The 25,532-nt window shown below is 72.2% G+C and carries 21 protein-coding genes and 1 tRNA gene; 7 read left to right on the top strand and 15 right to left on the bottom strand.

All coding sequences use genetic code 11. The features are described 5' to 3' along the window. The first annotated feature begins 43 nt into the window (after window positions 1–43). The gene (locus ACQY0Z_RS09765; RefSeq protein WP_254585615.1) at window positions 44–3,346 is read left to right on the top strand and encodes a S41 family peptidase; all 3,303 of its coding nucleotides are present in this window, start codon (window positions 44–46) and stop codon (window positions 3,344–3,346) included. A 75-nt stretch (window positions 3,347–3,421) separates the two neighbouring features. Here the strand turns inward: ACQY0Z_RS09765 and ACQY0Z_RS09760 are convergent, their stop codons facing one another. The 4 genes from ACQY0Z_RS09760 to ACQY0Z_RS09745 form a co-directional block, all read right to left on the bottom strand. Beyond that, window positions 3,422–3,598 carry a hypothetical protein gene (locus tag ACQY0Z_RS09760; RefSeq protein ID WP_167338231.1) on the bottom strand — a complete coding sequence of 59 codons (177 nt, stop codon included), beginning with the start codon at window positions 3,596–3,598 and terminating at the stop codon, window positions 3,422–3,424. 76 nt (window positions 3,599–3,674) lie between these two features. Next, window positions 3,675–4,559: an SDR family oxidoreductase gene (locus ACQY0Z_RS09755; RefSeq protein WP_439812112.1), complete on the bottom strand. Its 885-nt coding sequence runs from the start codon at window positions 4,557–4,559 to the stop codon at window positions 3,675–3,677. Further along, window positions 4,556–5,494: an alpha/beta fold hydrolase gene (locus ACQY0Z_RS09750; protein ID WP_347225138.1), complete on the bottom strand. Its 939-nt coding sequence runs from the start codon at window positions 5,492–5,494 to the stop codon at window positions 4,556–4,558. The genes ACQY0Z_RS09755 and ACQY0Z_RS09750 overlap by 4 nt, the downstream gene beginning before the upstream one ends. After that, complete coding sequence (locus ACQY0Z_RS09745; protein ID WP_381724601.1) at window positions 5,491–7,008, bottom strand: flavin-containing monooxygenase; 1,518 nt, start codon at window positions 7,006–7,008, stop codon at window positions 5,491–5,493. The genes ACQY0Z_RS09750 and ACQY0Z_RS09745 overlap by 4 nt, the downstream gene beginning before the upstream one ends. Window positions 7,009–7,197: 189 nt before the next feature. On the opposite strand from ACQY0Z_RS09745, the gene ACQY0Z_RS09740 reads away from it, so the two are divergent. Continuing rightward, window positions 7,198–7,827: a MerR family transcriptional regulator gene (locus ACQY0Z_RS09740; RefSeq protein ID WP_189896454.1), complete on the top strand. Its 630-nt coding sequence runs from the start codon at window positions 7,198–7,200 to the stop codon at window positions 7,825–7,827. A gap of 85 nt (window positions 7,828–7,912) precedes the next feature. On the opposite strand, the gene ACQY0Z_RS09735 is transcribed toward ACQY0Z_RS09740, so the two are convergent. Both ACQY0Z_RS09735 and ACQY0Z_RS09730 read right to left on the bottom strand, forming a co-directional pair. Next, window positions 7,913–8,752 carry an IS5 family transposase gene (locus ACQY0Z_RS09735; RefSeq protein ID WP_254588432.1) on the bottom strand — a complete coding sequence of 280 codons (840 nt, stop codon included), beginning with the start codon at window positions 8,750–8,752 and terminating at the stop codon, window positions 7,913–7,915. 93 nt (window positions 8,753–8,845) lie between these two features. Next, window positions 8,846–10,189 carry an MFS transporter gene (locus ACQY0Z_RS09730; protein WP_254588434.1) on the bottom strand — a complete coding sequence of 448 codons (1,344 nt, stop codon included), beginning with the start codon at window positions 10,187–10,189 and terminating at the stop codon, window positions 8,846–8,848. A gap of 510 nt (window positions 10,190–10,699) precedes the next feature. Between ACQY0Z_RS09730 and ACQY0Z_RS09725 the strand changes: the two genes are divergently transcribed. Beyond that, complete coding sequence (locus tag ACQY0Z_RS09725) at window positions 10,700–11,443, top strand: recombinase family protein (protein WP_254585617.1); 744 nt, start codon at window positions 10,700–10,702, stop codon at window positions 11,441–11,443. Between the two features lie 63 nt (window positions 11,444–11,506). Here the strand turns inward: ACQY0Z_RS09725 and ACQY0Z_RS09720 are convergent, their stop codons facing one another. Beyond that, the gene (locus ACQY0Z_RS09720) at window positions 11,507–12,310 is read right to left on the bottom strand and encodes an exodeoxyribonuclease III (protein ID WP_189896021.1); all 804 of its coding nucleotides are present in this window, start codon (window positions 12,308–12,310) and stop codon (window positions 11,507–11,509) included. Window positions 12,311–12,361: 51 nt separating this feature from the next. Here ACQY0Z_RS09720 and ACQY0Z_RS09715 point away from each other — a divergent pair, with 51 nt between their 5' ends. Further along, entirely contained in the window at window positions 12,362–12,838 is a 477-nt protein-coding gene (locus ACQY0Z_RS09715; RefSeq protein ID WP_189896023.1) for a GNAT family N-acetyltransferase, read from the top strand. Between the two features lie 158 nt (window positions 12,839–12,996). On the opposite strand, the gene ACQY0Z_RS09710 is transcribed toward ACQY0Z_RS09715, so the two are convergent. The 7 genes from ACQY0Z_RS09710 to galU form a co-directional block, all read right to left on the bottom strand. Next, a tRNA-Ala gene (locus ACQY0Z_RS09710) sits at window positions 12,997–13,070 on the bottom strand. A 60-nt stretch (window positions 13,071–13,130) separates the two neighbouring features. After that, window positions 13,131–14,372, bottom strand: coding sequence for a divisome protein SepX/GlpR (sepX, locus tag ACQY0Z_RS09705; protein ID WP_254585618.1), 1,242 nt, complete (start codon window positions 14,370–14,372; stop codon window positions 13,131–13,133). Window positions 14,373–14,545: 173 nt separating this feature from the next. Then, on the bottom strand, window positions 14,546–15,229 hold the full coding sequence (locus ACQY0Z_RS09700; protein ID WP_189896458.1) for a GNAT family N-acetyltransferase: 684 nt from the start codon (window positions 15,227–15,229) through the stop codon (window positions 14,546–14,548). Next, entirely contained in the window at window positions 15,226–15,747 is a 522-nt protein-coding gene (locus tag ACQY0Z_RS09695) for a MogA/MoaB family molybdenum cofactor biosynthesis protein (RefSeq protein ID WP_189896028.1), read from the bottom strand. The genes ACQY0Z_RS09700 and ACQY0Z_RS09695 overlap by 4 nt, the downstream gene beginning before the upstream one ends. Continuing rightward, window positions 15,744–16,259: a cyclic pyranopterin monophosphate synthase MoaC gene (gene moaC, locus ACQY0Z_RS09690; RefSeq protein WP_189896029.1), complete on the bottom strand. Its 516-nt coding sequence runs from the start codon at window positions 16,257–16,259 to the stop codon at window positions 15,744–15,746. Before moaC ends, ACQY0Z_RS09695 begins: the two co-directional genes overlap by 4 nt. Before the next feature lie 86 nt (window positions 16,260–16,345). Beyond that, on the bottom strand, window positions 16,346–17,668 hold the full coding sequence (glp, locus tag ACQY0Z_RS09685; RefSeq protein WP_439812111.1) for a molybdotransferase-like divisome protein Glp: 1,323 nt from the start codon (window positions 17,666–17,668) through the stop codon (window positions 16,346–16,348). Next, on the bottom strand, window positions 17,665–18,576 hold the full coding sequence (gene galU / locus ACQY0Z_RS09680) for a UTP--glucose-1-phosphate uridylyltransferase GalU (RefSeq protein WP_189896031.1): 912 nt from the start codon (window positions 18,574–18,576) through the stop codon (window positions 17,665–17,667). The genes glp and galU overlap by 4 nt, the downstream gene beginning before the upstream one ends. A 92-nt stretch (window positions 18,577–18,668) precedes the next feature. On the opposite strand from galU, the gene ACQY0Z_RS09675 reads away from it, so the two are divergent. Further along, window positions 18,669–19,304 carry a 5-formyltetrahydrofolate cyclo-ligase gene (locus ACQY0Z_RS09675; RefSeq protein WP_439812110.1) on the top strand — a complete coding sequence of 212 codons (636 nt, stop codon included), beginning with the start codon at window positions 18,669–18,671 and terminating at the stop codon, window positions 19,302–19,304. 79 nt (window positions 19,305–19,383) lie between these two features. Here ACQY0Z_RS09675 and ACQY0Z_RS09670 read toward each other — a convergent pair whose 3' ends face one another. Then, complete coding sequence (locus ACQY0Z_RS09670) at window positions 19,384–22,206, bottom strand: penicillin acylase family protein (RefSeq protein ID WP_439812109.1); 2,823 nt, start codon at window positions 22,204–22,206, stop codon at window positions 19,384–19,386. A gap of 289 nt (window positions 22,207–22,495) precedes the next feature. On the opposite strand from ACQY0Z_RS09670, the gene ACQY0Z_RS09665 reads away from it, so the two are divergent. Both ACQY0Z_RS09665 and ACQY0Z_RS09660 read left to right on the top strand, forming a co-directional pair. Then, window positions 22,496–24,010, top strand: a complete 1,515-nt coding sequence (locus tag ACQY0Z_RS09665; RefSeq protein WP_347225185.1) for a potassium/proton antiporter — start codon at window positions 22,496–22,498, stop codon at window positions 24,008–24,010. A 224-nt stretch (window positions 24,011–24,234) separates the two neighbouring features. Further along, on the top strand, window positions 24,235–25,527 hold the full coding sequence (locus ACQY0Z_RS09660; RefSeq protein ID WP_254585625.1) for an MFS transporter: 1,293 nt from the start codon (window positions 24,235–24,237) through the stop codon (window positions 25,525–25,527). The last annotated feature ends 5 nt before the right edge of the window (window positions 25,528–25,532 follow it).

Here is a 25,532-nt window from a genome sequence, read left to right as displayed (position 1 = left end):
GCACGAGTTGCTGCGGTCCGTCCCCCGGAAAAGCATGGGGAGGGTGACCTATCTGCGTCTGCCGCACCTCAAGGACGACCTGCTGTGCTTCGTGGCGGAGGACGACCTCTGGCTCGCCCCGCTGGACGGAGGGGGCCGCGCCTGGCGGCTCACCGTCGACCGGACCAAGCTCGGCCACCCCCGCTTCTCCCCCGACGGCCGCCACATCGCGTACACCAGCTGGCGCAGCCTGGACCCCGAGGTGCATCTGGCGCCGGTGGACGGCGGCCCCGGACGGCGGCTGTCCTACTGGGGCAGCTCCGACACCCGGGTCTGCGGCTGGGCCCCGCCCGACGAGCACGGGCACGCGTCGATCCTCGCCGTCACCTCGCACGGCGAGCCCTTCTCCCACTTCACCTGGGCCTACAAGCTCGGCCGGGACGGCAGCCCAGGGCGCAAGCTGCCCTGGGGCCCGGTCTCCGACATCCAGGTCGCCGAGGTGGCGGGGGAGCGCAAGTCGCTGCTGCTCACCGGCACCCCGCCGCACGAACCGGCGTCCTGGAAGCGCTACCGGGGCGGCGCCACCGGCCGGCTCTGGCTGCACGGGCACCGTCTGCTGGAGGGCATCGACGGCCATCTGCACTCGCCGATGTTCGCCGGCGGGCGGATCGCCTTCCTCTCCGACCACGAGGGCATCGGCAACCTGTACTCGTGCGCGTACGACGGCACCGACCTGCGCCGCCACACCGACCACGACGCCTTCTACGCCCGGCACGCCTCCACCGACGGCACCCGCGTCGTCTACCAGTGCGCGGGCGACCTGTGGATCGTCGACGACCTGTCACCCGACTCCGCGCCGCGCCGGCTGGACGTGCGGCTGAGCGGTCCGCGCTCCGGCCGGCGCCCCTACCAGGTGCCCGCCGCGCAGCATCTGGACGGCCTGTCCGTCGACGAGACCGGGCGGGCCAGCGCGGTCGTGGTGCGCGGCAGCCTGTACTGGCTCACCCACCGCGACGGCCCCGCCCGCACCCTGACCGACACCCCGGGCGTCCGGGTGCGGCTGCCGGAGATGCTCGGCGCGGGCGGCCAGGTCGCCTACGTCACCGACGCCGAGGGCGAGGACGCGGTGGAGATCGCCTCGCTGCCCCGGGCGACCGGCCACCGCCCGCACCGCCGGCTGGCCGCCGGGAAGCTGGGCCGGGTGCTGGAGATGGTCGCCGACCCGGAGGGGCAGCGGCTCGCGGTCGCCGCGCACGACGGGCGGCTGCTCCTAGTGGACACCGACGAGGCGACGGACGGGACGGCCGAGGAGGTCACCGAGCTGATCCACTCCGGCAACGGCCCGGTGCGCGACCTCGCGTTCTCCCCCGACGGCGCCTGGCTGGCCTGGTCCCACCCGGTGATCGGGCGGTCGCTGCGGCAGATCAAGCTCGCCCGCATCAAGGACCGGCTGGTCCTGGACGTCACCAACGGCCGCTTCGAGGACGAGAACCCGGTCTTCACCCGCGACGGCCGCTATCTGGCGTTCCTGTCCTGGCGCGGCTTCGACCCGGTGTACGACGTGCACACCGGCGACCTGTCGTTCCCGCTGGGCTGCCGCCCGTACCTGGTGCCGCTGTCGTCGGCGACGCCCTCGCCGTTCGCGCTGAACCCGGAGGGCCGGCCCGCCGCCGGGGGGCTCGACCCGCTGGAGGAGGAGGGCGAGGAGGGCGGCACGGTCACCGTGGAGGCGGAGGGCCTGGAGAGCAGGGTGACGCCCTTCCCGGTGGCCGCGTCCAAGTACTCGGGGCTGTACCCGGTCGCGGGCTGCGGGCTGGTGTGGCTGCGCTGGCCGATCTCGGGCGCGCTCGGCGAGACGTTCGCCCACCCCGACGACACCACCGGCCGGCCCACCCTGGAGCACTTCGACGTGCCCAAGGCCAAGAAGTCCGAACTGGTCAGGCACCTCGACTTCTTCGCGGTCAGCGGCGACGGCACCCGGCTGGTCGTGGTCGACGAGGACGACCTGCGCGCGGTCCCCGCCACCGAGCCGGGCGACGGCGACTCGACGGTGTGGATCGACCTGCGCCGCATCAAGCACGAGGCGGACCCGGCGGCCGAGTGGCGCCAGGCGTACGCGGAGGCGGGGCGGCTGATCCGCGCCTACTTCTGGGAGCCGGACATGTGCGGCATCGACTGGGACGGCGTGCTGGAGCAGTACCGCCCGCTGGTCGAACGGGTGGCCTCCCCCGACGAGTTCGCCGACCTGCTGCGCGAGGTCCTCGGCGAACTCGGCACCTCGCACGCCTACGTCACCGCCGCCCGCCGCAACGAGGGACCCCCGCACTACCAGCGCCGCCAGGGACTGCTCGGCACCGACCTGGTGCACAGGGAGGCGGGCTGGACGGTGAAGCGGATCCTGCCCGGTGACTCCTCCGACTCCCGGGCCCGCTCCCCGCTGGCCGGCACGGGCATCCGCGAGGGCGCGGTCCTCACGCATGTCGACGGCCGCCCGGTGGACCCGGTGACCGGGCCGTACCCGCTGCTCGCGGCGGCCGGCGGCACCACCGTCGAGCTGACGTTCCGCCCACCCGTCGCCCACCACCACCCTTCTGCGGAAGGCCCTGCGGGCCACTCCCGTTCGGGCGACGGCCCGCCCCGGCGGGTCGCGGTCGTCCCGCTGATCGACGAGACCCCCCTGCGCTACCAGGACTGGGTGGCCAAACGACGTGCCGTCGTACGCGAGTTGAGCGGAGGCCGCTGCGGCTATCTGCACATCCCCGACATGGGCGGCTCCGGCTGGGCGCAGTTCAACCGGGACGTGCGGATGGAGATGTCACGGCCCGCGCTCATCGTGGACGTGCGCGGCAACGCGGGCGGGCACATCAGCGAGCTCGTGGTGGAGAAGCTGACCCGCACCATCATCGGCTGGGACCTCACCCGCGACGCCCAGCCCGTGAGTTACGCCTCCAACGCGCCGCGCGGGCCCGTGGTGGCGCTGGCCGACGAGGCGACCAGCTCCGACGGCGACATGATCACCGCCGCGTTCAAACTGCTGAAGCTGGGCCCCGTGGTGGGGCAGCGCACCTGGGGCGGCGTGGTCGGCATGACCGGCCGGCACCGGCTCGGGGACGGCACGGTGATCACGGTGCCGATGAACGCGGCCTGGTTCGACGTGTACGGCTGGTCCGTGGAGAACCGGGGCGTGGACCCCGACCTGGAGGCGCTGCGCACCCCGCTGGACTGGGCGGAGGGCAGGCACGCGGTCCTGGACGACGCCGTACGGCTCGCGCTCGACCTGCTGGAGGCCGAACCGCCCGCCTCTCCCCCGGGTTACGCCGACGTGCCCGACCGTTCGCGTCCCAAGCTGCCGCCGCGGAGCCGCTGAGGGCGTGAGAAAGGGGTGCCCCCTTCGCCAGGGGCACCCCTTCCTACGGCACGTCACTGCCCGGGTGCGTCGACGTCAGACCTCGTGGTCCTGGTCGAAGCGCTCCTCGGACTCGCGGCGACGCTGCGGGTCCTGCTCGTCGTCCCGACGGCGGCCGCGGTTCTGCAGCTGCTCCTTGCCCTGCTGGGCACGCTGCTTGGCCTGCTGCTGGAACTGGCCGGCCTTCTCCTGCATCTGGTCCTTCATACCCATGTGGGTTCACTCCCGTTGTGGGGTGGGGGAACTTGCCCCATCAGATTCACACGGGCGGTGACCCTGCGCATGTCGATCAGTCACGGACCGTAGCGCGGTGCTGTTCGTCGGCGTTGCCGCCCGCGCCGACCAGCCCGATGCGCAGCCCGTCGAGGCGGCCCGCGAACCGCTTCATCTCCCGCTGCCCCACGGTGCCGATGACGGCGGGGAGACAGCCGCGGATGCCCTGCATGCCGCGCAGCCAGACCTGCCCGTAGACGTGCGCGGAGCGCCGCTCGATGCCGGCGACGAGCCGGTCCACGGCGGGTCCGAGCGGGTAGGTCTTGTTGGCCGGCCAGGGCAGCCGCTGCCTCAACTCCCGCATGACGTCGTCCTGGTCGGCGCCGCGCACCATGTCGGTGTCGGTCCACGACAGGTAGCCGACGCCCACCTTGACGCCCCGGTGGGCGACTTCGGCGCGCAGCGCGTGCGCGTACGCCTCCACACCGGACTTGGAGGCGCAGTACGCCGTCATCATCGGCGCGGGCGTGATCGCGGCGAGGGACGCGATCTGCAGCAGGTAGCCGCGGGTCTCGACGAGCAGCGGCAGGAACGCCCGCGCGGTCACGGCCGATCCGACGAGGTTGACCTCGATGACGCGCCGCCAGGCGTCCGGATCGGACTCGGTGAACGGACCGCCCGTCGCCACACCGGCGTTGGCGACCACGACGTCCACCCGGCCGAACCGCTCGCGCACCTCCGCGGCGACCCGGGCCATCGCCTCGTGGTCGGTGACGTCCGCGTACCAGTGGTCGCTGTCGCCGTGCAGCCGGGCGGAGACGTCCTTCAGCGCGTCCGGTTCCAGACCGACCAGCGCCACACTCGCGCCGCGCGCGGAGAGTTTGCGGGCGAGCAGCTCCCCGACCCCGCGCGCCGCGCCGGTGACGACGGCGACCTTACCTTCGAGACTGACCCTGCTCATGCGCTCTCCTCGGCGGGTACGGGCGGCTGTTGGGCGCTCACGTGGGCGGTGACGAGGTCCCGGATCCGCGTGGTGACCAGGTCGGGCGCCTCGACGGGGGTCATGTGGCCGACGCCGGGCAGTTCGGTGAGGCCGCGGCAGTCGGGCAGCGCGTCGGCGAGCGCGCGGGCGTGCACGGGCGGGGTGAGCCGGTCCGCGGTGCCGGCGACGATCTGCACCGGAACGTTCAACTCCCGTACGGCCGCGTCGAGGTCGAGCGTGGCGAGCACGTGCGACCAGGCGTGGCGGACCGTGCGGGGGCAGGCGTGCACGATGCGGGCGCAGGCCTCCACCATGTCCGGCGCCGAATCCGGGCCCATGGTCGCGTACTTGAGGATGCGGCGGGCGGCGGGCGTGACCGGGCCGAGCGGGGCGCGGCTGCCGAGGATGTGCCCGGTGATCCAGGTCCTGACCCGGCCGGGCCGCAGCGGCAGCACCGTGGACTCGGGGACGAGCCGGGCACTGCCCGTGCTGCACAGCAGGACGGCGGCGGCGTGCTCGCGGAACGCGGGCCGGGTGGAGGCGGCCATCACCGTCATGCCGCCCATGGAGTGCCCGGCTACGACCGCGCGTTCGCCGGGGGCGAGGGTGGCGTTGAGGACGGCCTCGAGGTCGTCGGCGAGCGCGTCCGTGCTGCACGCGGGGCTCGCCGGGCTGCGGCCGTGGCCGCGCTGGTCGTAGGCGATCACCCGGTGGTCTGCGGCGAGTTCGCGGATCTGCGCGGCCCAGAAGGCGGTCGAGCAGGTCCAGCCGTGCGCGAGGACGACGGCGGGGGCGCCCTCGGGCCCGTGCACCTCGACGTGGACCGGGGCGCCGTCGGCGGAGGTGGCGGTCAGTTCGCGCACCGGGGCGGGCGGGGCGTAGCGGCCGGTGGTGACGGGGGTGGGGCGGCTCACGCGGCCACCTCCTCGTTCTCGGCGCCGGTCGCGGGCCGCGCGTCGGCGGGGCGCAGCACGGCGTACTCGGCGAGGTCGACGCGGCGGGTGGCGCGCCGGAACTCGGCGGTGGTTCCGGGCCAGATGGTGGTGTTGCGGCCGCCGGCGTCGAGGTACCAGCTGGTGCAGCCGCCGGTGTTCCACACCGTGCGCTTCATCCGTTCCTGCACCCGGTGGTTCCAGGCGCGGACCGCGCTGGGGCGGGCGTCGAGGGCGGCCCGGCCGCCGAGGACGTCGAGCTGGCGCAGGTAGTCGGCCATGTAGTTCAGCTGGGACTCGATCATCAGGATCATCGAGGAGTTCCCGAGGCCGGTGTTGGGGCCGATGATCGTCATCCAGTTGGGGAAGCCGGCCGCGGAGGCGCCGCGCAGCGCCTGCATGCCGCCCGACCAGACCTCGGAGAGGGTCTTGCCCTCGGGGCCGACGACGCGCTCGGCGATCGGCATGTCGGTGACGTGGAAGCCGGTGGAGAAGATGATCGCGTCGACCTCGGTCTCGGTGCCGTCGGCGGCGACCAGGGTCGAGCCGCGCACCTCGGTCAGCCCGCTCGCGACGACGTCCACGTTGGGCTGCGCGAGGGCCGGGTAGTACGTGCTGGACAGCAGGATCCGCTTGCAGCCGATGCGGTAGTCGGGCGTGAGCTTGGCCCGCAGCTCCGGGTCCTTGACGGCCCGCGCCATGTTCCGCTTGGCGAGCTGCTCGACGAAGCCGAGTTCACCCGGGTGCTTGGTGAACGCCTGGACCTGGAGCTCGCGGATGCCCCAGAGCAGCCCGCGGCGCAGCTTGGTGGTGAAGGGCAGCGCCCGGTGCACGGCGCGTTCGGCGGCGCCGATGGGCCGGTCCATGCGGGGCAGCACCCAGGCGGGCGTGCGCTGGAACAGGGTGAGCTTCTCCACCTGCGGCTGGATCGACGGGACGATCTGGATCGCGGAGGCGCCGGTGCCGATCACGGCGACGCGCTTGCCGCGCAGGTCGTAGTCGTGGTCCCAGCGGGCGGAGTGGAACACCTTGCCGGGGAAGGCGTCGAGGCCGGGCACGTCCGGCAGCTTGGGCTCGGACAGCGGGCCGGTGGCGGAGACGACGACGTCCGCGCTCCAGTCGCCGGCGGTGGTCTGGATGTCCCAGCGCAGGTGCTCGGCGTCCCAGGTCATCCGCTTCACCTCGGCGTTGAAGCGGATGTGCGGGCGCAGTCCGAAGGTGTCGGTGACGCGCTCCAGGTAGGCGCGGATGTGCTCCTGGCCGGAGAAGGAGCGCGGCCAGTCGGGGTTGGGCGCGAAGGAGAAGGAGTACAGGTGCGAGGGCACGTCGCAGGCGCACCCCGGGTAGCTGTTGTCGCGCCAGGTGCCGCCGACGCTGCCGGCCCGCTCCAGGACGACGAAGTCCGTGATCCCCTCGCGGCGCAGCCGTACGGCGGCCCCGAGTCCGCCGAATCCCGACCCGATCACCGCGACCCGTACATGCTCGTGCTCGGCCATCCCAAAGCCTCCGCGCATCACTCAGAACCATGCCAGTGAACACTGGCGCAATGGGGAGAGTAGAGCAGTGCCGTACTCATGGGTAGGGGTCGCGCGAGGAAAGTTACCGGCGGTACGACCTAGGCTTCAGGCGTGACGGACGACAGCGGCACCGAGAGCGGCAGCCCCACGGAACGGCGCGAGTACCGCATGGAGGAACTGGCGCGGCTCGCCGGCATCACCGTGCGCACCCTGCGCTTCTACCGCGAACGCAAGCTCATCCCGCCACCCCGCCGCGAGGGCCGCATCGCCTGGTACGACGACCAGCACCTGGCCCGGCTGCGCACCATCACGGCGCTGCTCGAGCGCGGCCACACCCTGAACGGCATAGCCGAGCTGGCCGAGGCCTTCGACAACGGCCGAGGCGTCGGCGACCTGCTCGGCATGGAGGTCCCCACCGAGGAGACCCCGGTCCGTCTCACCCCCGAGGAGCTCGCCGACCACTTCGCCGGCGAGGTCACCCCGGAGAACCTGGCCGCCGCCCTGGACCTCGGCTACCTCGGCGTCGACGGCGAGGAGATCGTCCACATCAGCCGCCGCCTGCTGGAGGTGTCCTCCGCACTGGTCCGCGAGGGCATCCCGCTCGGCGAGGTCCTGCGCACCGCCGCGGAGGTCCGCACCCACGCCGACGCCCTCGCCGACCTGTTCGCCGCCCTGGTCCTGCGCCACGCCCCGGAGGAGGCCCTCCACCGCCTGCGCCCGCTGGCCCGCAGCGTGGTGGACGCGGAGCTGTCGCTGGCGCTGGACCGGAGACTGCGGAAACGCGACAACCCCATGTGATCGCCTCACCTCATAGAGGTACTTTCCGGGGAGTGGCAGACGGACGTCAGTTCACGCTCCGACAGTAAGAGTTCGCGCGGATAGGTCACGGGCGTCGGGCGGTCCGTGTGTCCCATCGGTAGGCCGTCCATGCTTTGCAAATCAGGCGCCGGATTACGATGACCGCGCCGGCGAGCGCTACCCACGCGGCCTGCACCACCGCACGCCGGTCCGTGACGATCGCCAGTGACTTGAAGCCCCGTGTGTGCCAGGAGTTCGTTCGTTCGACAACCCATCGGTGGGTGTGGTTGATCGGCAGGAACGCGCCCTTTGGGGTGATCTGCCATCCGCAGCCCAGCTCGGTCAGCAGGTTGCGGGTCATGCGCGAGTCGTAGCCCGAGTCCAGGTGCACCGTGATCCGGTCGGGCAGATGGAAGCCGAAGCGCCCAAGGGTCTCCAAGGTGGGGCGTAACAGCGGCGAGTCGTGCCGGTTGGCGCCGGCGAGCGCGCACCCGATCGGGAGCCCGCCGCCTTCGACCAGCAGCGACCGTTTGGTCCCCGATTTTCCGCGGTCCACAGGCGAGGGGCCGGTGTTCTCCCCGCCGCCGGGGGCTTTCACGATGCATCCGTCCACGGTGAGGTTATCCAGGTCCAGGCCGATGGCCTGGTCAAAGGCATTCAGCGCGGCCTGGTGCAGGGCTTCGAAGACTCCCGCGGCGATCCACTCGTCCCGCCGGGACCGCAGCGTGGTCGCGGAGACCTGGTGGTCGGCGTGCTGCTGGTAGGTGCCGCCCAGCACGAGCCGGGCCAGGAGCTTGTCGAACACGACCCTGTCCGGGACGCGGGGTCGATGACAGCCCAGCGGATGGACGATCTGGCGGCGCGGGAGCAGCGCGTGGAACTGCTCCCACAGAGGGCCGGTGATGGAGGAAGGCAGGACGGGCACGTGACCTTCTGCTTGACCGGTGGTGATCGTGGACCTGTTGTTTCCAGGGCTGCGCCCGTCCAGCGGTCCGGCCGGGCGCAGCCCTGCTCAAGATCACCCGAGCGGTTCCTCCATCACCGTGGCGGGCAGGGAGATCCGCCAGGTGACGCACCCGGCCGCGGCGAGCCCGGCGATGGCCAGGAAGCTGCTGGCGAGGAACGGGTCGATGCCGTCCAGGGTGGGAGCGAACCCGATGCCGACGTAGAGCGTGATCCCGGTGGAACCGCCCAGTTGGTCGGCGGCTCGCTGGACGCCGGAGGCGATGCCGGCGTCGTCCTCGGTCACGCCGGTCACCGCGACGTACTGCAGTCCGACGATCCCGAACCCCATCCCGGCCGCGATGAGCGTCATGGCCGGAATCATCGCCCAGCCGGTGGCCCCGAGGGAGGAGACCAGGGCGATGGCGGCCATCGCCAGCATGGTGAAGCCGATCCCGGCCAGGACACAGGCCCGGGCACCCCACCGTCCGAGCAGCCGGGGCACCAGCACCGAGGCCGCGATCAGGGACACCGCCAGGGGCAGCATCGTCAGACCGGCCTGGAGCGGGCCGGCGCCCAACCGGTCCTGCAGGTAGTAGGTGAACAGCAGGAACGAGGTGGACAGTGCCGCGCTCAGCAGGGCGGTGGCGAGGTTGGCCAGGACGCGCGGCCGGTTGCGGAAGAACCGCAGCGGCACGAGCGGGTTCCGTGAACGGCGCTCGACCCCGACGAACAGGGCCCCGGCCGCCACCGCGCCGACCAGCGCCGCCGGCGGCAGCCAGGACAGCGTGCCGTCCGCCTGTCCCGCCTCGACGACGCCGAGGGTGAACAGCAGCGGGGCCGCGACCAGCAGGAGCGAACCGGGAAGGTCCAGCGGTGCGGGCCCGGCGGGCCGTTCGCTCGGTACGAGAAGGGCCGCAGCCGCGAGCACGACCAGGATGAACGGCACGGACACCAGGAAGATCCACCGCCAGCCGAGCAGCTCGGTGATGATTCCGGAGACCACGAACCCGAGGACGAGGCCACAGCTCGCGACGGCCGCCCACACGCCCAGCGCCCGCGACCTGCGCGGCCCCTCGGGGAACATGAGCACGACCACCGCCATCGCCGCCGGAAGCGCGATCGCTTCCCCGGCGCCCTGCAGCAGCCGGGCCGTCACCAGCACGGCGAAGGACGGCGCGAGCCCGGCCAGCAAGGACGCGGCACCGAAGAGAGTTGTGCCGAGCAGGAGGATGCGGCGCCTGCCGAGCACGTCGCCCAGCCGACCGCCGAACATCAGCAGCCCGCCGCCGGTGATCGTGTACCCGACCACGACCCAGACCAGGGCGTGACCGTCGACCCCGAAGTCGGCGCCGATCGAGGGCAAAGCGACGTTGACCACGGTCACGTCCACCGCAATGAAGAACTGCAGCATGGCCATGCAGCACAGCACCAGCCACGCACGCACCGGGGACGATCCGTCCCGGCGCGAAGAGAGAATGCCTGAAAACACCGAGTGCTCCGTTGCCCAGAAGAAGTTCCGAGCAGCACGAACGTGCCGCTCCGGTCCAACCACGAAGCAGCGGAACGTTCAACAGAAGTGAGACGAACGCCCCGCCGCTAGCGGAGCGTCCTCGTCACCGCGGCACAAGCCGCGCACGAAGCACCAGACATGTCGCCGATGCTACCGGAGCCGACGGCAAGTGATCCTTTGACGTCACTCCGCCGCAGACCTACCAGCCACCCCCGCACCACACCCAACCCCTGTCCCCCGTCACGCCCGGCCGAGCCAGCGCCGTCGGGTCAGATGCTGCCTCCTCTTGCTCCCACCTATCCGCGCGACCTCTAAGAGCCAGGACCCCGGCGGCTGTGCCACCAGCCCCGGGGTACGGCCGGGCTCGTTCCCTTCGGCTATCGGAAGTCGCCGCACCCGTCCGGCGTGGGCTGGTGCTTGACTCCCGATCCTGACGCCGTCGCCATCGTCCGCGAGATCGTCGATGACGTGCGTTCGGGGCTGTCGCTGATCGCCGTCGCAGGCAGGCTCAACGACGCAGACGTGCCAGTGCCACGAGACCGTCACGCCCTGCTCCAGGGACGCCCCATGGGCGGCCGTCGCCATGGCCGCGACTTCGACAGGTTCCGCTGGACGTCCGGCACACTGTCCAAGGTCTTGCGGAGTCCATCGTTGAAGGGGCATCGCATTCATAAGGGACAGACCGTTCGCGACGCCTCGGGGACGCCGGTGTTGATCGGCCCGCCCCTGCTTACCGAGGAGGAGTTCGACAGCCTGCAAGAGCTGCTCAGAGCCCGCTCGAACGGCAGCCGCCCCAGGAGTCGTACGACCGCCCTGCTCACGGCAGTCGCCTACTGCTCGGGGTGTGGTGGCCGCATGTACTTCGCCGCTCGTAAGGGTTATTCGTACGGCGACTACGTATGCCGGGCGACCGCGCGCGCCGAAAAGTGCCTCGCACCAGCCGCGATGCGGTCCGACTGGCTTGAGGCATACACAGTCGCCCGCTACCGCGAGCTCACAGCGACCGGCTCACCGGTCTCTCGTCAGGTGCTCCTCGACAGCGGCGCCCGTGTCACCGTCTCCAAGGGCCACCGCGGTGGAAACTCGACCAGGCTGGCTGGGCCGGACACCTCTCGCCTGTCCTTCACCCTCACCGAGAAGAGCGCGCGATCGGACAGCTGAGTCCGACAAGCTTCGTGTGAGCACACGGCATGGTCTCGCGTTTCGCGTGCCCGCACGAGAATCTCACTGTCCGAAGACCACTGTCACGGGCGCGTGATCCGACCACCGTTCCTCGTGACTGGCCGCTCGTTCGACGAGTCCCTTGACCGCTCGCGCGGCCAGCCCGGGGGTGGCAACGGCCAGGTCGATCCTCCAACCGGTGTCATTGTCGAAGGCGCGCCCTCGGTACGACCACCACGAGTAAGGGCCGTCGACGTCCGGGTGCAGGGCGCGCACCACGTCGACGTAGCCGCCGTCGGCCGGGTCGAGGACGCGGGAGAGCCACGCGCGCTCCTCGGGCAGGAAGCCGGAGTTCTTGGTGTTGCCGCGCCAGTTCTTCAGATCGGCCTTCTCGTGCGCGATGTTCCAGTCGCCGCAGACCACGACCTCGCGCCCGTCGGCGGCGGCCTTCTCCCGCAGCTCCTTGAGGTACACGAGGAACTCGTCCATGAAGCGGATCTTCTCGTCCTGCCGCTCCGTGCCGACCTCGCCGGACGGCAGGTACAGGGAGGCGACCGTCACACCGGGCAGGTCCGCCTCGACGTACCGTCCGCTGCCGTCGAACTCCGCGGAGCCGAAGCCGATCCGCACCCGCTCGGGCTCGCGCCGGGTGTACAGGGAGACGCCCGCGCGGCCCTTGGCGGCGGCCGGCGCGTGCACCACGTGCCACCCCTCGGGCTCCCGCACGGTCTCGGGGAGCTGCGCCGCCTCGGCCCGCACCTCCTGGAGGCACAGCACATCGGCGGAGGTCCCGGCGAGCCACTCCACGAAGCCCTTCTTGGCGGCGGCGCGGAGTCCGTTGACGTTGACAGAGGTCACAGTGAGCACCAGGGCACGATACGACACCCGCAGGTCCGGGCATGTTTTACGGTGTTCGTCATGGAAATCCGCCGGGTCCCCTACGACCACCCCGACGCCGTGAAGCTGGACGCAGCAGTCCAGGCCGAGTACGACATCCGCTACGGCGACGGCGGCGACGCCACCCCGATGGACCCCGCGGACTTCCGGCCCCCCAACGGCATCTACCTGATCGCCTACGACGCGCTGGGCGTCCCGGTCGCCTCCGGCGGCTGGCGCGTCCAGGACGCCAACGAGGAGGGCAACCGGGACGGCGACGCGGAGCTGAAGCGCATGTACGTCGTCGAGGAGATGCGCGGCCGCGGCCTCGCCCGCCGCATCCTCGCCGCCCTGGAGGAGGACGCCCGAGCCGCCGGCCGCGTCCGCATGGTCCTGGAAACCGGCACCAAGCAGCCGGAGGCCATAGCCCTCTACACCTCCAGCGGCTACGAGCCCTGCGAGAAGTTCGGCTACTACCGCTTCCACGAGGAGAGCCTCTGCTACGCGAAGTACCTGTGATCCATCAGGAGAACCGTCCACGCCCCGCCGGGAGACCCTGGCGGGGCGCCGTGCGTGAAGAGCCGCCGCGCTGCAGGGGTTTGGGCCGGCCTCGTCGGCGCACGGCCGCGAACAAGTCGAAGCCCCGACCAGGTGAACCCGGTCGGGGCTTCGTTGCGTGGACCTGAGGGGATTTGAACCCCTGGCCCCCTCGATGCGAACGAGGTGCGCTACCGGACTGCGCCACAGGCCCTTGCAACGAGTGAAACTTTAGCATCCCGATCGGGGTGCTCAAAAATCCGTTGTCCGGGTCCTACTCGTTCGCGGCCTTGGGGCGGTCGCCGTCCTCGTACTGGTCGAAGAGCGGGGTGCGTCCGCGCTCGCGGGAGCGGCGGGCGGAGGCGGCGCGGCGGGCGTCGGTGCGGCCGTCGCCCGCGTCCCGGTCGTCGGCCGCCGGGGGCTCCGGCTCCGCGTCCACCGCCTGGGCCTCCTCGGCCGGTACGGCGCTGGAGCGGGCGGAGCTCCAGGTGTCCGGGGCGCCGAGGTCGACGTCGCCGGAGGCGCGCGGGGCGACCGGGGCGGTCACGTACGTGGGGAGCGGGACGGGGACCGGGTCCCAGCTGTCGCCGCCCTGGCCGGGCCGCCGGCTGCGCTCGCGCTGCTGGTCGACCCACTCGGCGTGGTCGGTCTGCTCGACCAGCGCGCGCCGGTCCGCGGCGAGCGCAGACAGACCCGGGTCGGTGTCGGCGCCCGCTTCCGGGCCCTCCGGTTCGTCCGGGTCGGCCTCGTCGACGACGGGACGGCGACGGGGCCGCCGCTCGCGCAGCCGCTGCGCCGCGGCCTCGGCCTGGCGGCGGTCCATCTGGTAGGCGAACCGGCGGCGCTCCTGGGAGCGCAGGTAGGCGATGTAGGCGCTGAGCAGCACGGCGGGCACGCCCGGCGCCCAGAGGAACGCCAGACCGCCGACGGCGGCGACGACCGCGCCGAGCGTGAAGGCGAGGAACAGCATCGTGATGGTGCGCCGGCGGCGCGCGAGCACCTTCGAGCGCCGGGCGCGCTCGGCGGCGGCCTGCGCGGTGCGGTCGCGGCGCGCGGCGTCCGGGGAGCGGCGCGCGGCGGGCACGCGGCCCTGGGCGGCGGGCCGCTCGTCGCGGGAGGCCGGCCGCTCGTCGCGCGGGGCGGGCGCCTCGGACGCGTGCGGTTCGCCGCGCTCCTGCCGCTCCTGCCGCTCCGGCCGTTCCTCGGGCGGGGCCGGCAGGGGCGCCTGGGTCTGCGGACGGGTCTGGGACACGGCGAAGGCCCGGACGTCCACCGAGTCGGTGATCGCATCCGGGTCGTGGACGCCCTGCTCCCCCTCGTCGGCGGAGCGCGCCCGCAGGTCCTTGGCGTACCGGCGCTCCATGCCCGCCCGTCCGGACAGCAGCCGGATGGCGGTGCTGAAGCGTTCCGTCGGACGCGCCTCGTTCAGCTCGTCCTGCCTACGGAGCCACATCGGCACCAAGTAGGCGGCCCAGGCCCCGACGATGACTGCGTAGATGAGGCCGCTGCTGCTCACGTCTCACACCGTAGAGGGGTTTGCACGGGGCCATAGGCCAATTGGGCCGGTGTGTCGCACGATCTGGCTGATATTTCGAACTTTTCTTGTGATGGATGCGATCAGACAGGCGCCGGATCCCGGTAATTGCCGGTTCCGAGTCGGTCATCCCGCGCCACAATTCGAACGTATATTCAATTACCGGGGCCGTGCGGGATTCCCCGGTCGCGCTGTTCGCGTCCGGGCAGCTCATGGCGGGACCGCTCCTGCGCGCGGGTGCGGCGCCAGCGGGCGAGGAGACCGTCGGGGACTTCTTCCGCGGTGAGCGCGAACACGAGATGGTCGCGCCACGCGCCGTCGATGTGGAGATAGCGCGGGCGCAGCCCTTCCTCGCGGAATCCGAGTTTCTCCACGACCCTGCGGCTCGGCCCGTTCTCGGGGCGAATGCAGACCTCGATGCGGTGCAGTCCGACCGTGCGGAAACAGTGGTCGACGACCATCGCGACGGACGTCGGCACCACACCCCGTCCGGCGACGGCCTCGTCCACCCAGTAGCCGATGTGCCCGGAGCACATGGAGCCCCAGGTGATCCCGGCGACCGTCAACTGCCCGACCAGGCGCCCCTGGTACTCGATGACGAACGGCAGCATGCGGCCCGCGTTGGCCTCGGAGCGCAGGTGGCGCACCATCTGACGGTAGGTGGGGCGGTGGGTGACGGGGCCGCTGGGCGTGGGCGGCGGGATGGTCGCCTCCCAGGGCCGCAGCCAGTCGCGGTTGCGGCGGTTCACCTCGCGCCAGGCCTTCTGGTCGCGCAGCTTTATCGGCCGGAGGACGATGTCGCCGTCCCTCAGCTCCGCGGGCCAGTACGGGGCGTTCAGCTCGCACCCCCGTCGCCGGCGTCCGTGCGGGGGTGGTCCCCGCCGCGCAGCTGGTCCACCGCGTGCCTCAGCAGCGGCTCCAGGACGGCGAGGCCGTCCTTCACCCCGCCGCTGGAGCCGGGCAGGTTGACGATCAGCGTGCCGCGCGCGACCCCGGCCAGCCCCCGGGAGAGGGCGGCGGTGGGCACCTTGTCCCGGCCGTACGCGCGGATGGCCTCCGCGATGCCGGGGACCTCGCGGTCGATCACCCGGCGGGTGGCCTCGGGGGTGCGGTCGGTGGGCGAGACGCCGGTGCCGCCGGTGGTGACGACGACGTCGTACCCGGCGTCGACGGCGGCGCGCAGGGCGGCCTCCACGGGGTCGCCGTCGGGGACGACCCGCGGGCCGTCCACGGCGAAGCCGAAGCGCTTCAGGCCGTCGGCGATCAGCGGGCCTCCCGTGTCCTGGTAGACGCCGGCGGCGGCGCGGTTGGACGCCGTGACGACGAGGGCCCGGTACGGGGCCGCGGAGGGCGTCATGACCGGCTCCAGTCGCCCGACTTGCCGCCCGTCTTCTCCTCCACCCGCACGTCCGTGATGACCGCCTCCTTGTCGACCGCCTTGACCATGTCGATCACGGTGAGCGCGGCCACGGACACCGCGGTGAGGGCTTCCATCTCGACGCCCGTGCGGTCCGTCGTCCGTACGGTCGCCGCGATCTCCACGGCGTCGTCCGCGACCTTCAGGTCCAGTTTCACACCGGACAGGGCCAGGGGGTGGCACAGCGGGACGAGGTCGGGGGTGCGTTTGGCGCCCATGATGCCCGCGATGCGCGCGGTGGCGAGCGCGTCGCCCTTGGGCACGCCCTCGCCGCGCAGCAGCTCGATCACGCGGGGCGCGACGAGCACGCGGCCGGTGGCGCGCGCGGTGCGCGCGGTGACGTCCTTGGCGGACACGTCGACCATGCGGGCGGCGCCCGCCTCGTCGATGTGGGTCAGACGGGACTGGTCGTCGGTGGGTCCGGGGGTGTCCCCCCGGGATGGCACGGTCATGATCGTGTGGCGCTCCCGGTCCTGGCCCGGCGCGGTGCGGGGCGCGGGCCTGCTGTGCGCGACACGGTACCGCCATCGGGCGGTGCTCAGCCGAGCAGGACCACCTCGACCTCGGTGCCCGGCGCCACGTCCTCGACGTCCTCGGGGACGACGACGAGCGCGTTCGCCCGGGCGAGGGCGGCGACCAGATGCGATCCGGCGCCGCCGACGGGCGTGACGACGCCGTCGGCGTAGCGGCCGCGCAGGAACTGGCGGCGGCCCTTCGGGGAGGTCAGCGCCTTCTCGGCCCTCAGTTCGGCGCGCACGCGCGGCCGGTGCACGTCCCTCAGGCCCATCAGGGTGCGGATGGCGGGGCGGACGAACAGCTCGAAGGAGACGTACGAGGAGACCGGGTTGCCGGGGAGGGCGAGCAGCGGGGTGTGGTCGGGGCCGACGGTGCCGAAGCCCTGCGGCTTGCCCGGCTGCATGGCGAGCTTGCGGAACTCCACGCCGCTGCCGGGCTCGTCCTCGTCGCCCGCGTGCGACAGCGCCTCCTTGACGACGTCGTACGCCCCGACGCTGACGCCGCCGGAGGTGACCATCAGATCGGCGCGGACCAGCTGGTCCTCGATGGTGTCGCGGAGGGTCTCGGCGTCGTCGGCGACGGCGCCGACGCGGTAGGCGATGGCTCCGGCGTCGCGGGCGGCCGCGGTGAGGGCGAAGCTGTTGGAGTCGTAGATCTGGCCGGGGTGCAGCGGCTCGTCGGGCTGGACGAGTTCGCTGCCGGTGGAGAGCACCACCACGCGCGGACGCGGCCGCACCCGGACCGTGCCGCGGCCGACGGCGGCGAGGAGGGAGATCTGCGGCGGGCCGAGGACGGTGCCGGCCTCCAGGACGCGGTCGCCGGCCCGTACGTCGCTGCCCTCGGCGCGCACGTGCGCGCGGGCGGGCGCGGGGCGGTAGACGCTGACCTGTCCGCCGGCGGCCTCGGGGGCGAGGCTGCGGGCACGCATCCCGGAGACGGGGCCCTCGCCGAGTCCGCCGTCGGTCCACTCGACGGGGACGACGGTCTCGGCGCCGGGCGGGAGCGGGGCGCCGGTCATGATGCGCGCGGCCTGCCCGGGGCCCACGTGCAGGGGGTCGGCCGCACCGGCCGCGACGTCGCCGACGACCTCGAGCGAGGCCGGGTACTCCTCGCTCGCGCCCGCGACGTCGGCGACCCGCACCGCGTAGCCGTCCATCGAGCTGTTGTCGAAGGGGGGCAGGGAGACCGGGACCGTGATGTCCTCGACGAGGACGCAGCCCTGTGCGTCGAGGAGGTTCAGCTCGATGGGGTCGAGCGGGCGGACGGTCGCGAGGATGTCGTCCAGGTGCTCGTCCACCGACCAGAGGTGGTCCGGTTCTGCGGTGCGGGGCGCGGCGCTGCTCAACGTTGCTGCATCTCCTCGGTGACGAATCGCTGGAGCCAGGTCCGGAAGTCCGGTCCCAGGTCCTCACGTTCGCATGCGAGACGGACAATGGCACGCAGGTAGTCCCCGCGGTCGCCGGTGTCATAGCGGCGGCCGTGGAAGATGACGCCGTGCACCGGGCCGCCGAGCGTGGCGTCCGCGGCGAGCTGCTGGAGGGCGTCGGTCAGCTGGATCTCGCCGCCGCGGCCGGGCTCGGTCTTGCTCAGCACGTCGAAGACGGCCGGGTCGAGGACGTAGCGGCCGATGATGGCGAAGTGGGAGGGCGCCTCCTCGCGGGAGGGCTTCTCGACCAGTCCGCTGAGCCGGACGACGTCGGCGTCGGCGGTGGCCTCGACGGCGGCGGAGCCGTAGAGGTGGATCTGCTCGGGGGCCACCTCCATCAGCGCGACGACGCTGCCGCCGTGCTCCTGCCGCACCTCGATCATGCGCTGGAGCAGCGGGTCGCGCGGGTCGATCAGGTCGTCGCCGAGGAGGACGGCGAAGGGTTCGTCGCCGACGTGCGGGGCGGCGCACAGCACGGCGTGGCCGAGGCCCTTCGGGTCGCCCTGGCGGACGTAGTGCATGGTGGCGAGGTCGCTGGACTCCTGGACCTTGGCGAGACGCTCGCCGTCGCCCTTGTTCTCGAGCGCGGACTCGAGTTCGTAGTTGCGGTCGAAGTGGTCCTCGAGGGGGCGCTTGTTGCGGCCCGTGACCATGAGGACGTCGTCGAGGCCGGCGGCGACGGCCTCCTCGACCACGTACTGGATCGCCGGCTTGTCGACCACCGGCAGCATCTCCTTGGGCGTGGCCTTGGTGGCCGGCAGGAACCGGGTGCCGAGACCGGCGGCGGGGATGACAGCCTTGCTGATCCGCGGGTGTGACTGAGACATGGGCGACACCCTAGCCGGTGTCTTTGTACTGAATCTGTGACTCCGCTGAAAAAATCCTCATATGAGCACATGAAGACAGCACAAGGATCGACTTGAGACATAACCGAGGCCAGCCCGAACCTGACAAGCGCACACGACGGCGTGAAGTCCTCCAGGTGAGGAACGGATTGACGGCCGATGACGTTCAGGAGCACGCCGCCGCCCTGGCCCGCCGGGCGCTCGCCCTGCCCGAGCTGGCCGACGCCCGCACGGTGGCCGCGTACGTCTCCGTGGGGAGCGAACCCGGCACCCTCACGCTGCTGGACGAGCTCCGCGCGCGGGGCGTGCGGGTGCTGCTGCCCGCGCTGCTGCCCGACAACGACCTGGCGTGGGGCGTCTACCGGGGCCCGGACTCCCTGCTGCCCACCCGGCACGGCGGCGGGCGGATGACCCTTCTGGAGCCCTCCGGGGAGCGGCTGGGCCCGCGCGCCGTGACGGAGGCGGACGCCGTGCTGCTGCCCGGCCTGTCGGTGGACGCCCGCGGGATGCGCCTGGGCCGCGGCGGCGGCTCCTACGACCGTGTCCTCGCCCGCCTGGAGCGGGCCCGGGTGCGTCCGGCGCTGGTGGTGCTGCTGTACGACTGGGAGGTCGTGAAGCGGGTGCCGGAGGAGCCGCACGACCGGCCGGTGGACGCGGTGGTGACCCCGTCCGGGGTGCGGCGGTTCGGCCGCCCCGATCCGGAGTCCTGAGAGCCGCCCCCCCAAAGGAGAACCGGCCTCCACGCGCGCGTGGAGGCCGGTCTGCGGGTCCGCGGGGTGCGGCGGCAAGTCAGGGCTTGAGCACCAGGGTGTCGGTGGTGGAGTCCTCGACCGCCTTCTCCGAGTAGGCCCACTCCAGCAGTTCGCCCTCGGCCCACTTGTCCGTCTGGTCGACGTAGTGGGCGTTGTAGGCGTGGCCGGAGGCTCCCGTGAGGTTGATCCAGCGGGACTTGTCGAGGTCGTCGAGGTTGACGACCATCCGCATGGACGGCACCCAGACCACGCCGTAGCCGCCGGAGGCGTTCCAGCCGGTGGCGTTGACGGTGGCCTCGCCGCCGCCGAGCTTCCACGGGCCCCGGTTGAGCACGTACTTCACGAAGCCCGGGCCGTCGCTGCCGAGCGTCTGGTTGTCCAGGAACAGGCGGTGCAGGCGGCCCCAGTTCCAGGTGTCGATGTCCTTGCCGAGCTTGGCGGTCAGCTCCCAACGGGCGTCGATCATGGCCCGCTTGAACAGCTCGTCACGGTTCTCCGCGCCCGGCCGGGTGCCGCGCTTCGGCGTCGTCCACCACTCACTGTCCTCGTCGGCCATCAGCCGGCGGACCACCTCGAACCAGCGGTCGCCGCCGTCCGGCTGCGCCTGGCTCGCGGAGCGCTGGCCGCACTCGCGGACCTTGCCCGCCTCGTCGGCCGGGCCGGTGGTGTTGACCGGCTCGACCCACAGGCACTGGCCCTTGACCCGCAGCTCCTTGGGCAGCTTGTGGCCGAAGGACAGCTTGAGGATGTTGCGCCAGACGGAGTTGAAGTACGCGGCGGCCGCCGAGTCGGCGTCCTGGGTGTAGTCCCAGCCCTCCAGCAGCTTCTGCGCCTCGCGGACGTGCTCGTCACCGACGTCGATCTTGAGCAGTTCGGGCACCAGCAGCTTGGCGATGGAGCTGGAGTTGTCCAGCTGCATCTGCCGCATGTCGTCCGTGGAGATCTTCCCGCCGTCCTTGATCTTCGACTGGATCAGGTCGTTGATCCGCTGGCTGCGGGCGCCGTAGCCCCAGTCGGTGGTCAGCGTGTACGGGTAGTCCTCGTCGACGACGGCCTGGTTGGCGGTGACGATGTAGCCGCGCTCCGGGTCGAACTCGTAGGGCAGTTCGTCCTGGTCGACCCAGCCGGTCCACTCGTAGTCCGGGTCCCAGCCGGGGGCGGGGACGGAACCGTCGTGCTTCTCCGCGCGGGTCGGGATCTTCCCGGGCAGGGTGTAGCCGATGTGGCCCTCGGTGTCCGCGTAGACGAGGTTCTGCGAGGGCACCTCGAACAGCTCGGAGGCCTCCCGGAAGTCGTCCCAGTCCTTGGCCCGGTTGATCGCGAAGACGGCGTCCATGGTGCGGCCGGGGTCCAGGGCGGTCCAGCGCAGCGCCACGGCGTAGCCGTCGCCCCGGTCGGGGGCGGCGCTGTCGACGGCGGCCTTCTTGCCGGTCTTCACCAGCTCGTCCGAACGGTCCGACAACAGCGGGCCGTTGTTGGTCTCACGGATCACGATCTTCCGCGAGGCGCCGCCGGCGACCTTGATGGTCTCCTCGCGCGTCTCGAACGGCACCACCTTGTCGCCGTACTGGTAGCCGTCGCCGGTGATCTTCTCCAGGTACAGGTCGGTGACGTCGACGCCGGAGTTGGTCAGGCCCCAGGCGATGTCCTGGTTGTGGCCGATTATCACGCCGGGCATGCCGGCGAAGGTGTAACCCGTGACGTCGTAGCGGCACTTGTCGGAGACGCTGCGGCAGTGCAGGCCCATCTGGTACCAGACGGACGGCAGCGAGGCCGACAGGTGCGGGTCGTTGGCGAGCAGCGGCTGGCCGGAGACGGTGTGGTCGCCGGAGACGACCCAGGAGTTGGAGCCGATGCCGTCGCCGTTGACGCCGACGGCGGTGGGGAGGTCCTCCAGCACCTGCTGAAGTCCGGTGAGCTGACTCTCGAAGCCGGCCGCGTCGCCCTCGGCGCCGGTGCCCGTGCCGCCTTCGGCGCCACCGCTCCCCGTACCGCCGCCGAGCTCCGAACCGGCGCCCTCGCCCTCGGAGCCGCTGCCGTCACCCTCTCCGTCGCCCGAGCCGCCCGCGGCCTCGAACGTGCCGCTGCCCTCGTCGTAGCCGCCCTCCTGCACGATCGGCTTGTTCCGGCCGTACGGGTACGACGGGTACAGGTCGGCGATCTGCTTCGGGCCCAGGCGGCTGGTCAGCAGCGCCCGGTCGATCTCGTCCTGCATGTTGCCGCGCAGGTCCCAGGCCATCGCCTTCAGCCAGGCCACGGAGTCGACCGGGGTCCACTCGCCCGGCGCGTAGTCGTTCTCGAAGCCCAGCGCAGCGTACTCGAGGGAGATGTCCTTGCCGTCCTTGCCCTCGAGGTAGGCGTTGACGCCCTTGGAGTACGCCTGGAGGTACTTCTTCGTGGCGGGGGAGAGCTTCTCCTCGTACTCCTGCTTCGCGATGCGGTCCCAGCCGAGGGTGCGCAGGAACGCGTCGTTGTCGACCTGGCCCGCGCCGAACATCTCCGAGAGCCGGCCGGACGTCATGTGCCGGCGCACGTCCATCTCGTAGAACCGGTCCTGCGCCTGGACGTAGCCCTGCGCCATGAACAGGTCCTCGTCGGAGGAGGCGTAGATCTGCGGAATGCCGTAGCCGTCGCGTCTGACGTCGACGGGCCCGGACAGTCCCTCGAGGGTGATCGACCCCGTGGTCTGCGGGAAGGAGGCGCGCACGGTACTGACGGACCAGTACGCCCCGTAGGCGACGCCTCCGATCAGGGCCAGCACCAGGACGAGCACGATGAGGCGGCCCTTGCGCCCCTTCTTCCTGCCGGACGTGCCGGCGGCCTGCTGACCCGTGGAGGCGGCGGTGGTGTCGGTGGGCATCGCTGTCCTTGCTGTCCTAACGCGAGCGGCAGGTCGGGCTGTGCTTTTAACTGAGCGCTGGAGCAACGATAGGCGCAGGGCTCCGCGCCCCTTGACGCGGAGTGGGGAACCAGCCCGGACGGGCGTTCGATCTTGCCGCCTTTCGCGTCAAGAACGCGTCAAGAGTTAGGTAAGGTAACGAAGTAGTTCGCCGTGACAATCGAAGCGGTTCGCCCGGAAAGCGGGCGCATCGCCCGCGACGGACGCGCGCTCCCTCTCGGGTGCGCCTGGGCCGGGGAAGGGAACGCCGCTGACTGTCCACCACCTCAACCAGCTCCTGCTCGTCTGCTCGCTCGTCCTGCTCGTCGCCGTGGCGGCGGTGCGGATCTCCTCGCGCAGCGGGCTCCCCAGCCTGCTCGTCTATCTGGGCATCGGCATCGCCATGGGCCAGGACGGCATCGGCGACATCCAGTTCGACAACGCCGAGTTGACCCAGGTCATCGGGTACGCGGCCCTGGTCGTGATCCTCGCCGAGGGCGGTCTGGGCACGAAGTGGACCGAAATCAAACCGGTGCTGCCCTCGGCCGCCGCGCTGGCGCTCGTGGGCGTCGCGGTGAGCGTCGGCGTGACGGCCACGGCGGCGCATCTGCTGATCGGCCTGGAGTGGCGGGCGGCACTGATCATCGGCGCGGTCGTCTCCTCCACGGACGCGGCGGCCGTCTTCTCGGTGCTGCGGAAGGTGCCGCTGCCCGCGCGGGTGCGGGGCACCCTGGAGGCGGAGTCCGGCTTCAACGACGCCCCCGTCGTGATCCTCGTGGTGGCCTTCTCCACGGCCGGTCCGGTCGAGCACTGGTACGTGCTGATCGGCGAGATACTCCTGGAGCTGGCGATCGGCGCCGCCATCGGCATCGCCGTCGGCTGGCTCGGCGCCTGGGGTCTGCGGCGCGTGGCGCTGCCCGCCTCCGGCCTCTACCCGATCGCCGTCATGGCCATCGCGGTCGCCGCCTACGCGGCCGGCGCGCTCGCCCACGGCAGCGGCTTCCTCGCCGTGTACCTCGCCTCGATGCTGCTCGGCAACGCCAAGCTGCCGCACTGGCCCGCCACCCGCGGCTTCGCCGAGGGGCTCGGCTGGCTCGCCCAGATCGGCATGTTCGTGCTGCTCGGACTGCTGGTCACCCCGCACGAACTGGGCGACGACATCGTGCCCGCGCTGATCGTCGGGCTGGTGCTGACCATGGTGGCCCGCCCGCTGAGCGTAGTGGTGTGCCTGGTGCCGTTCCGGGTGCCCTGGCAGGAGCAGACCCTGATGTCCTGGGCGGGCCTCCGCGGCGCGGTGCCCATCATCCTGGCGACCATCCCGATGGTGCAGGGCGTCGAGGGCAGCGAGCGCATCTTCAACATCGTCTTCCTGCTGGTCGTCGTCTACACCCTGGTGCAGGGCCCGACGCTGCCCGGGCTGGCCCGGCTGCTGCGGCTCGGCGACTCCGGCGCCGCCGACCTGGGCGTCGAGTCGGCGCCTCTGGAGCGGCTGCGCGGCCACCTGCTGTCGGTCACCGTTCCCGAGGGGTCGCGGATGCACGGCGTCGAGGTCGGCGAGCTGCGGCTGCCCGCCGGGTCCGCCGTCACCCTCGTCGTGCGGGACGGGACCTCCTTCGTGCCGACGCCGGAGACGATGCTGCGGCGCGGGGACGAGCTCCTCGTCGTCGCCACCGACCCGGTACGGGACGCGGCGGAGCGCAGGCTGCGCGCGGTCGCCCGGGGCGGCAAGCTCGCCGGCTGGCTGGGCAACGGCCGCGACACCGAGGGATCGCAGGCCGGACGGTGAGAGGGTGCTCACTTTCACAGGTGTGCACGCCGTTACCCCCTGTATCATGAAGCGACCCCAGATCGAACCAACTCTGCCTGACGCAGAGCTGGCGCGACCGTATGGCGGCCGGGCGCCCTGAGCTGTGGCGCCGGTATCTACCGCAGTCAGCGCAAGAGGACAGCTCTCGGCGTGCCCGCGCGACCTCGCGCGGGGCGCTACCAGGTGGCGGAAAGGCACGGGCCGTGGCATCCACGGTCACCACGTCGAAGGACTCGGCGGCCACGTCCCGACCGGGATACGGCCGCCTGCTGCGCACCCGCGGCGCGTGGACGTTCCTGCTCCCCGGCTTCGCGGCACGCCAGCCGTTCGCGATGCTCACCCTCTCCATCGTGCTGCTCGTCCAGCACACCACCGGCTCCTACGGCGCGGCCGGCGCCGTCGCGGCCGTCACCGGCGTCTCCATGGCGCTGTTCGCCCCGTACACCGGCCGGCTCGCCGACCGGCACGGCCAGCGGGCCGTGCTGGTGCCGGGCGTGCTGGTGCACGCGGCGGCCGGTCTCGCCCTCACCGCCCTCGCGCTGAACGGCGCGCCCCTGTGGGCGCTGTTCGCCGCGGCCGTCCCCACCGGCGCCTCCGTGCCGCAGGTCGGGCCGATGGTCCGCGCCCGCTGGGGCGTCCGCCTCAAGGGCTCCCCGCTGATGGCGACCGCCGCGGCCTTCGAGTCCGTCACCGACGAGTTCACCTTCGTCGTCGGCCCGCTGCTCGCCACCGCCCTGTGCACCACGGTCGACCCGTCCGCGGGACTGATCACCGAGGCCGCGCTCACCCTCGTCGGCGGTCTGCTGTTCGCCGCCCAGAAGGGCACCCAGCCGCCGGTCGCCGTGTCCGCCGACGGCCACACGCGCGTACGGCACGCCTCCGCGCTGCGCGTGCCCGGCGTGCGCGTGCTGATCGTGACCTTCCTGGGCATCGGCTCCGTCTTCGGCGGCATGCAGGTCTCCCTGGCCGCGTTCACCGAGTCCATCGGCGAACCCGGCCTCAACGGCGTCCTCTACGGCGTCTTCGCCGCCGGCAACATGCTCGCGGGCCTCGCCTGCGGCGCGATCGCCTGGAAGGTCGCCCCGCGACGCCGGCTGATCGTCGCCTACGCCGCCCTCGCGCTGGCCGCGTCCGCCCTGTGGACGGCCGACTCGGCGCTGCTGCTGGGCGCGCTCGGCCTGCTGGTCGGCATGTGCATCGCCCCGGCCCTGATCACCGGCTACACGCTCGTGGAGAGCCTGGTCCCGGCGGGCGCCCGCACCGAGGCGTTCACCTGGCTGACCGGCGCCGTCGCGCTGGGCCAGGCCGCCGCCGTGACCGTCGCCGGACAGTTCGAGGACCGGCTGTGGGACGGCGCCGGCTTCCTGGTGCCGATGGGCGGCACGCTGCTCGCCCTGGCGACCCTGCTGGCGCTGCGCTCGCGGCTCGCGGGTGCTCCGCGCGGGCGTACCGTCGCACGTGGCATCGGTCACCGCGAGCCCGTCGCAGTGGACTAGGCCCA

It is taken from the genome of Streptomyces sp. P9-2, assembly GCF_051903975.1.
Classification (GTDB): domain Bacteria; phylum Actinomycetota; class Actinomycetes; order Streptomycetales; family Streptomycetaceae; genus Streptomyces; species Streptomyces cellulosae.
This window is presented reverse-complemented; position numbering and strand designations above follow the sequence as displayed.

Coding starts and splice junctions, on each gene's coding strand:
- ACQY0Z_RS09760 (WP_167338231.1), bottom strand. CDS start 3,598: ATGGGTATGAAGGACCAGATGCAGGAGAAGGCCGGCCAGTTCCAGCAG.
- ACQY0Z_RS09755 (WP_439812112.1), bottom strand. CDS start 4,559: ATGAGCAGGGTCAGTCTCGAAGGTAAGGTCGCCGTCGTCACCGGCGCG.
- ACQY0Z_RS09745 (WP_381724601.1), bottom strand. CDS start 7,008: ATGGCCGAGCACGAGCATGTACGGGTCGCGGTGATCGGGTCGGGATTC.
- ACQY0Z_RS09740 (WP_189896454.1), top strand. CDS start 7,198: ATGGAGGAACTGGCGCGGCTCGCCGGCATCACCGTGCGCACCCTGCGC.
- ACQY0Z_RS09730 (WP_254588434.1), bottom strand. CDS start 10,189: ATGGCCATGCTGCAGTTCTTCATTGCGGTGGACGTGACCGTGGTCAAC.
- ACQY0Z_RS09715 (WP_189896023.1), top strand. CDS start 12,362: ATGGAAATCCGCCGGGTCCCCTACGACCACCCCGACGCCGTGAAGCTG.
- ACQY0Z_RS09695 (WP_189896028.1), bottom strand. CDS start 15,747: ATGACGCCCTCCGCGGCCCCGTACCGGGCCCTCGTCGTCACGGCGTCC.
- moaC (WP_189896029.1), bottom strand. CDS start 16,259: ATGACCGTGCCATCCCGGGGGGACACCCCCGGACCCACCGACGACCAG.
- galU (WP_189896031.1), bottom strand. CDS start 18,576: ATGTCTCAGTCACACCCGCGGATCAGCAAGGCTGTCATCCCCGCCGCC.
- ACQY0Z_RS09670 (WP_439812109.1), bottom strand. CDS start 22,206: ATGCCCACCGACACCACCGCCGCCTCCACGGGTCAGCAGGCCGCCGGC.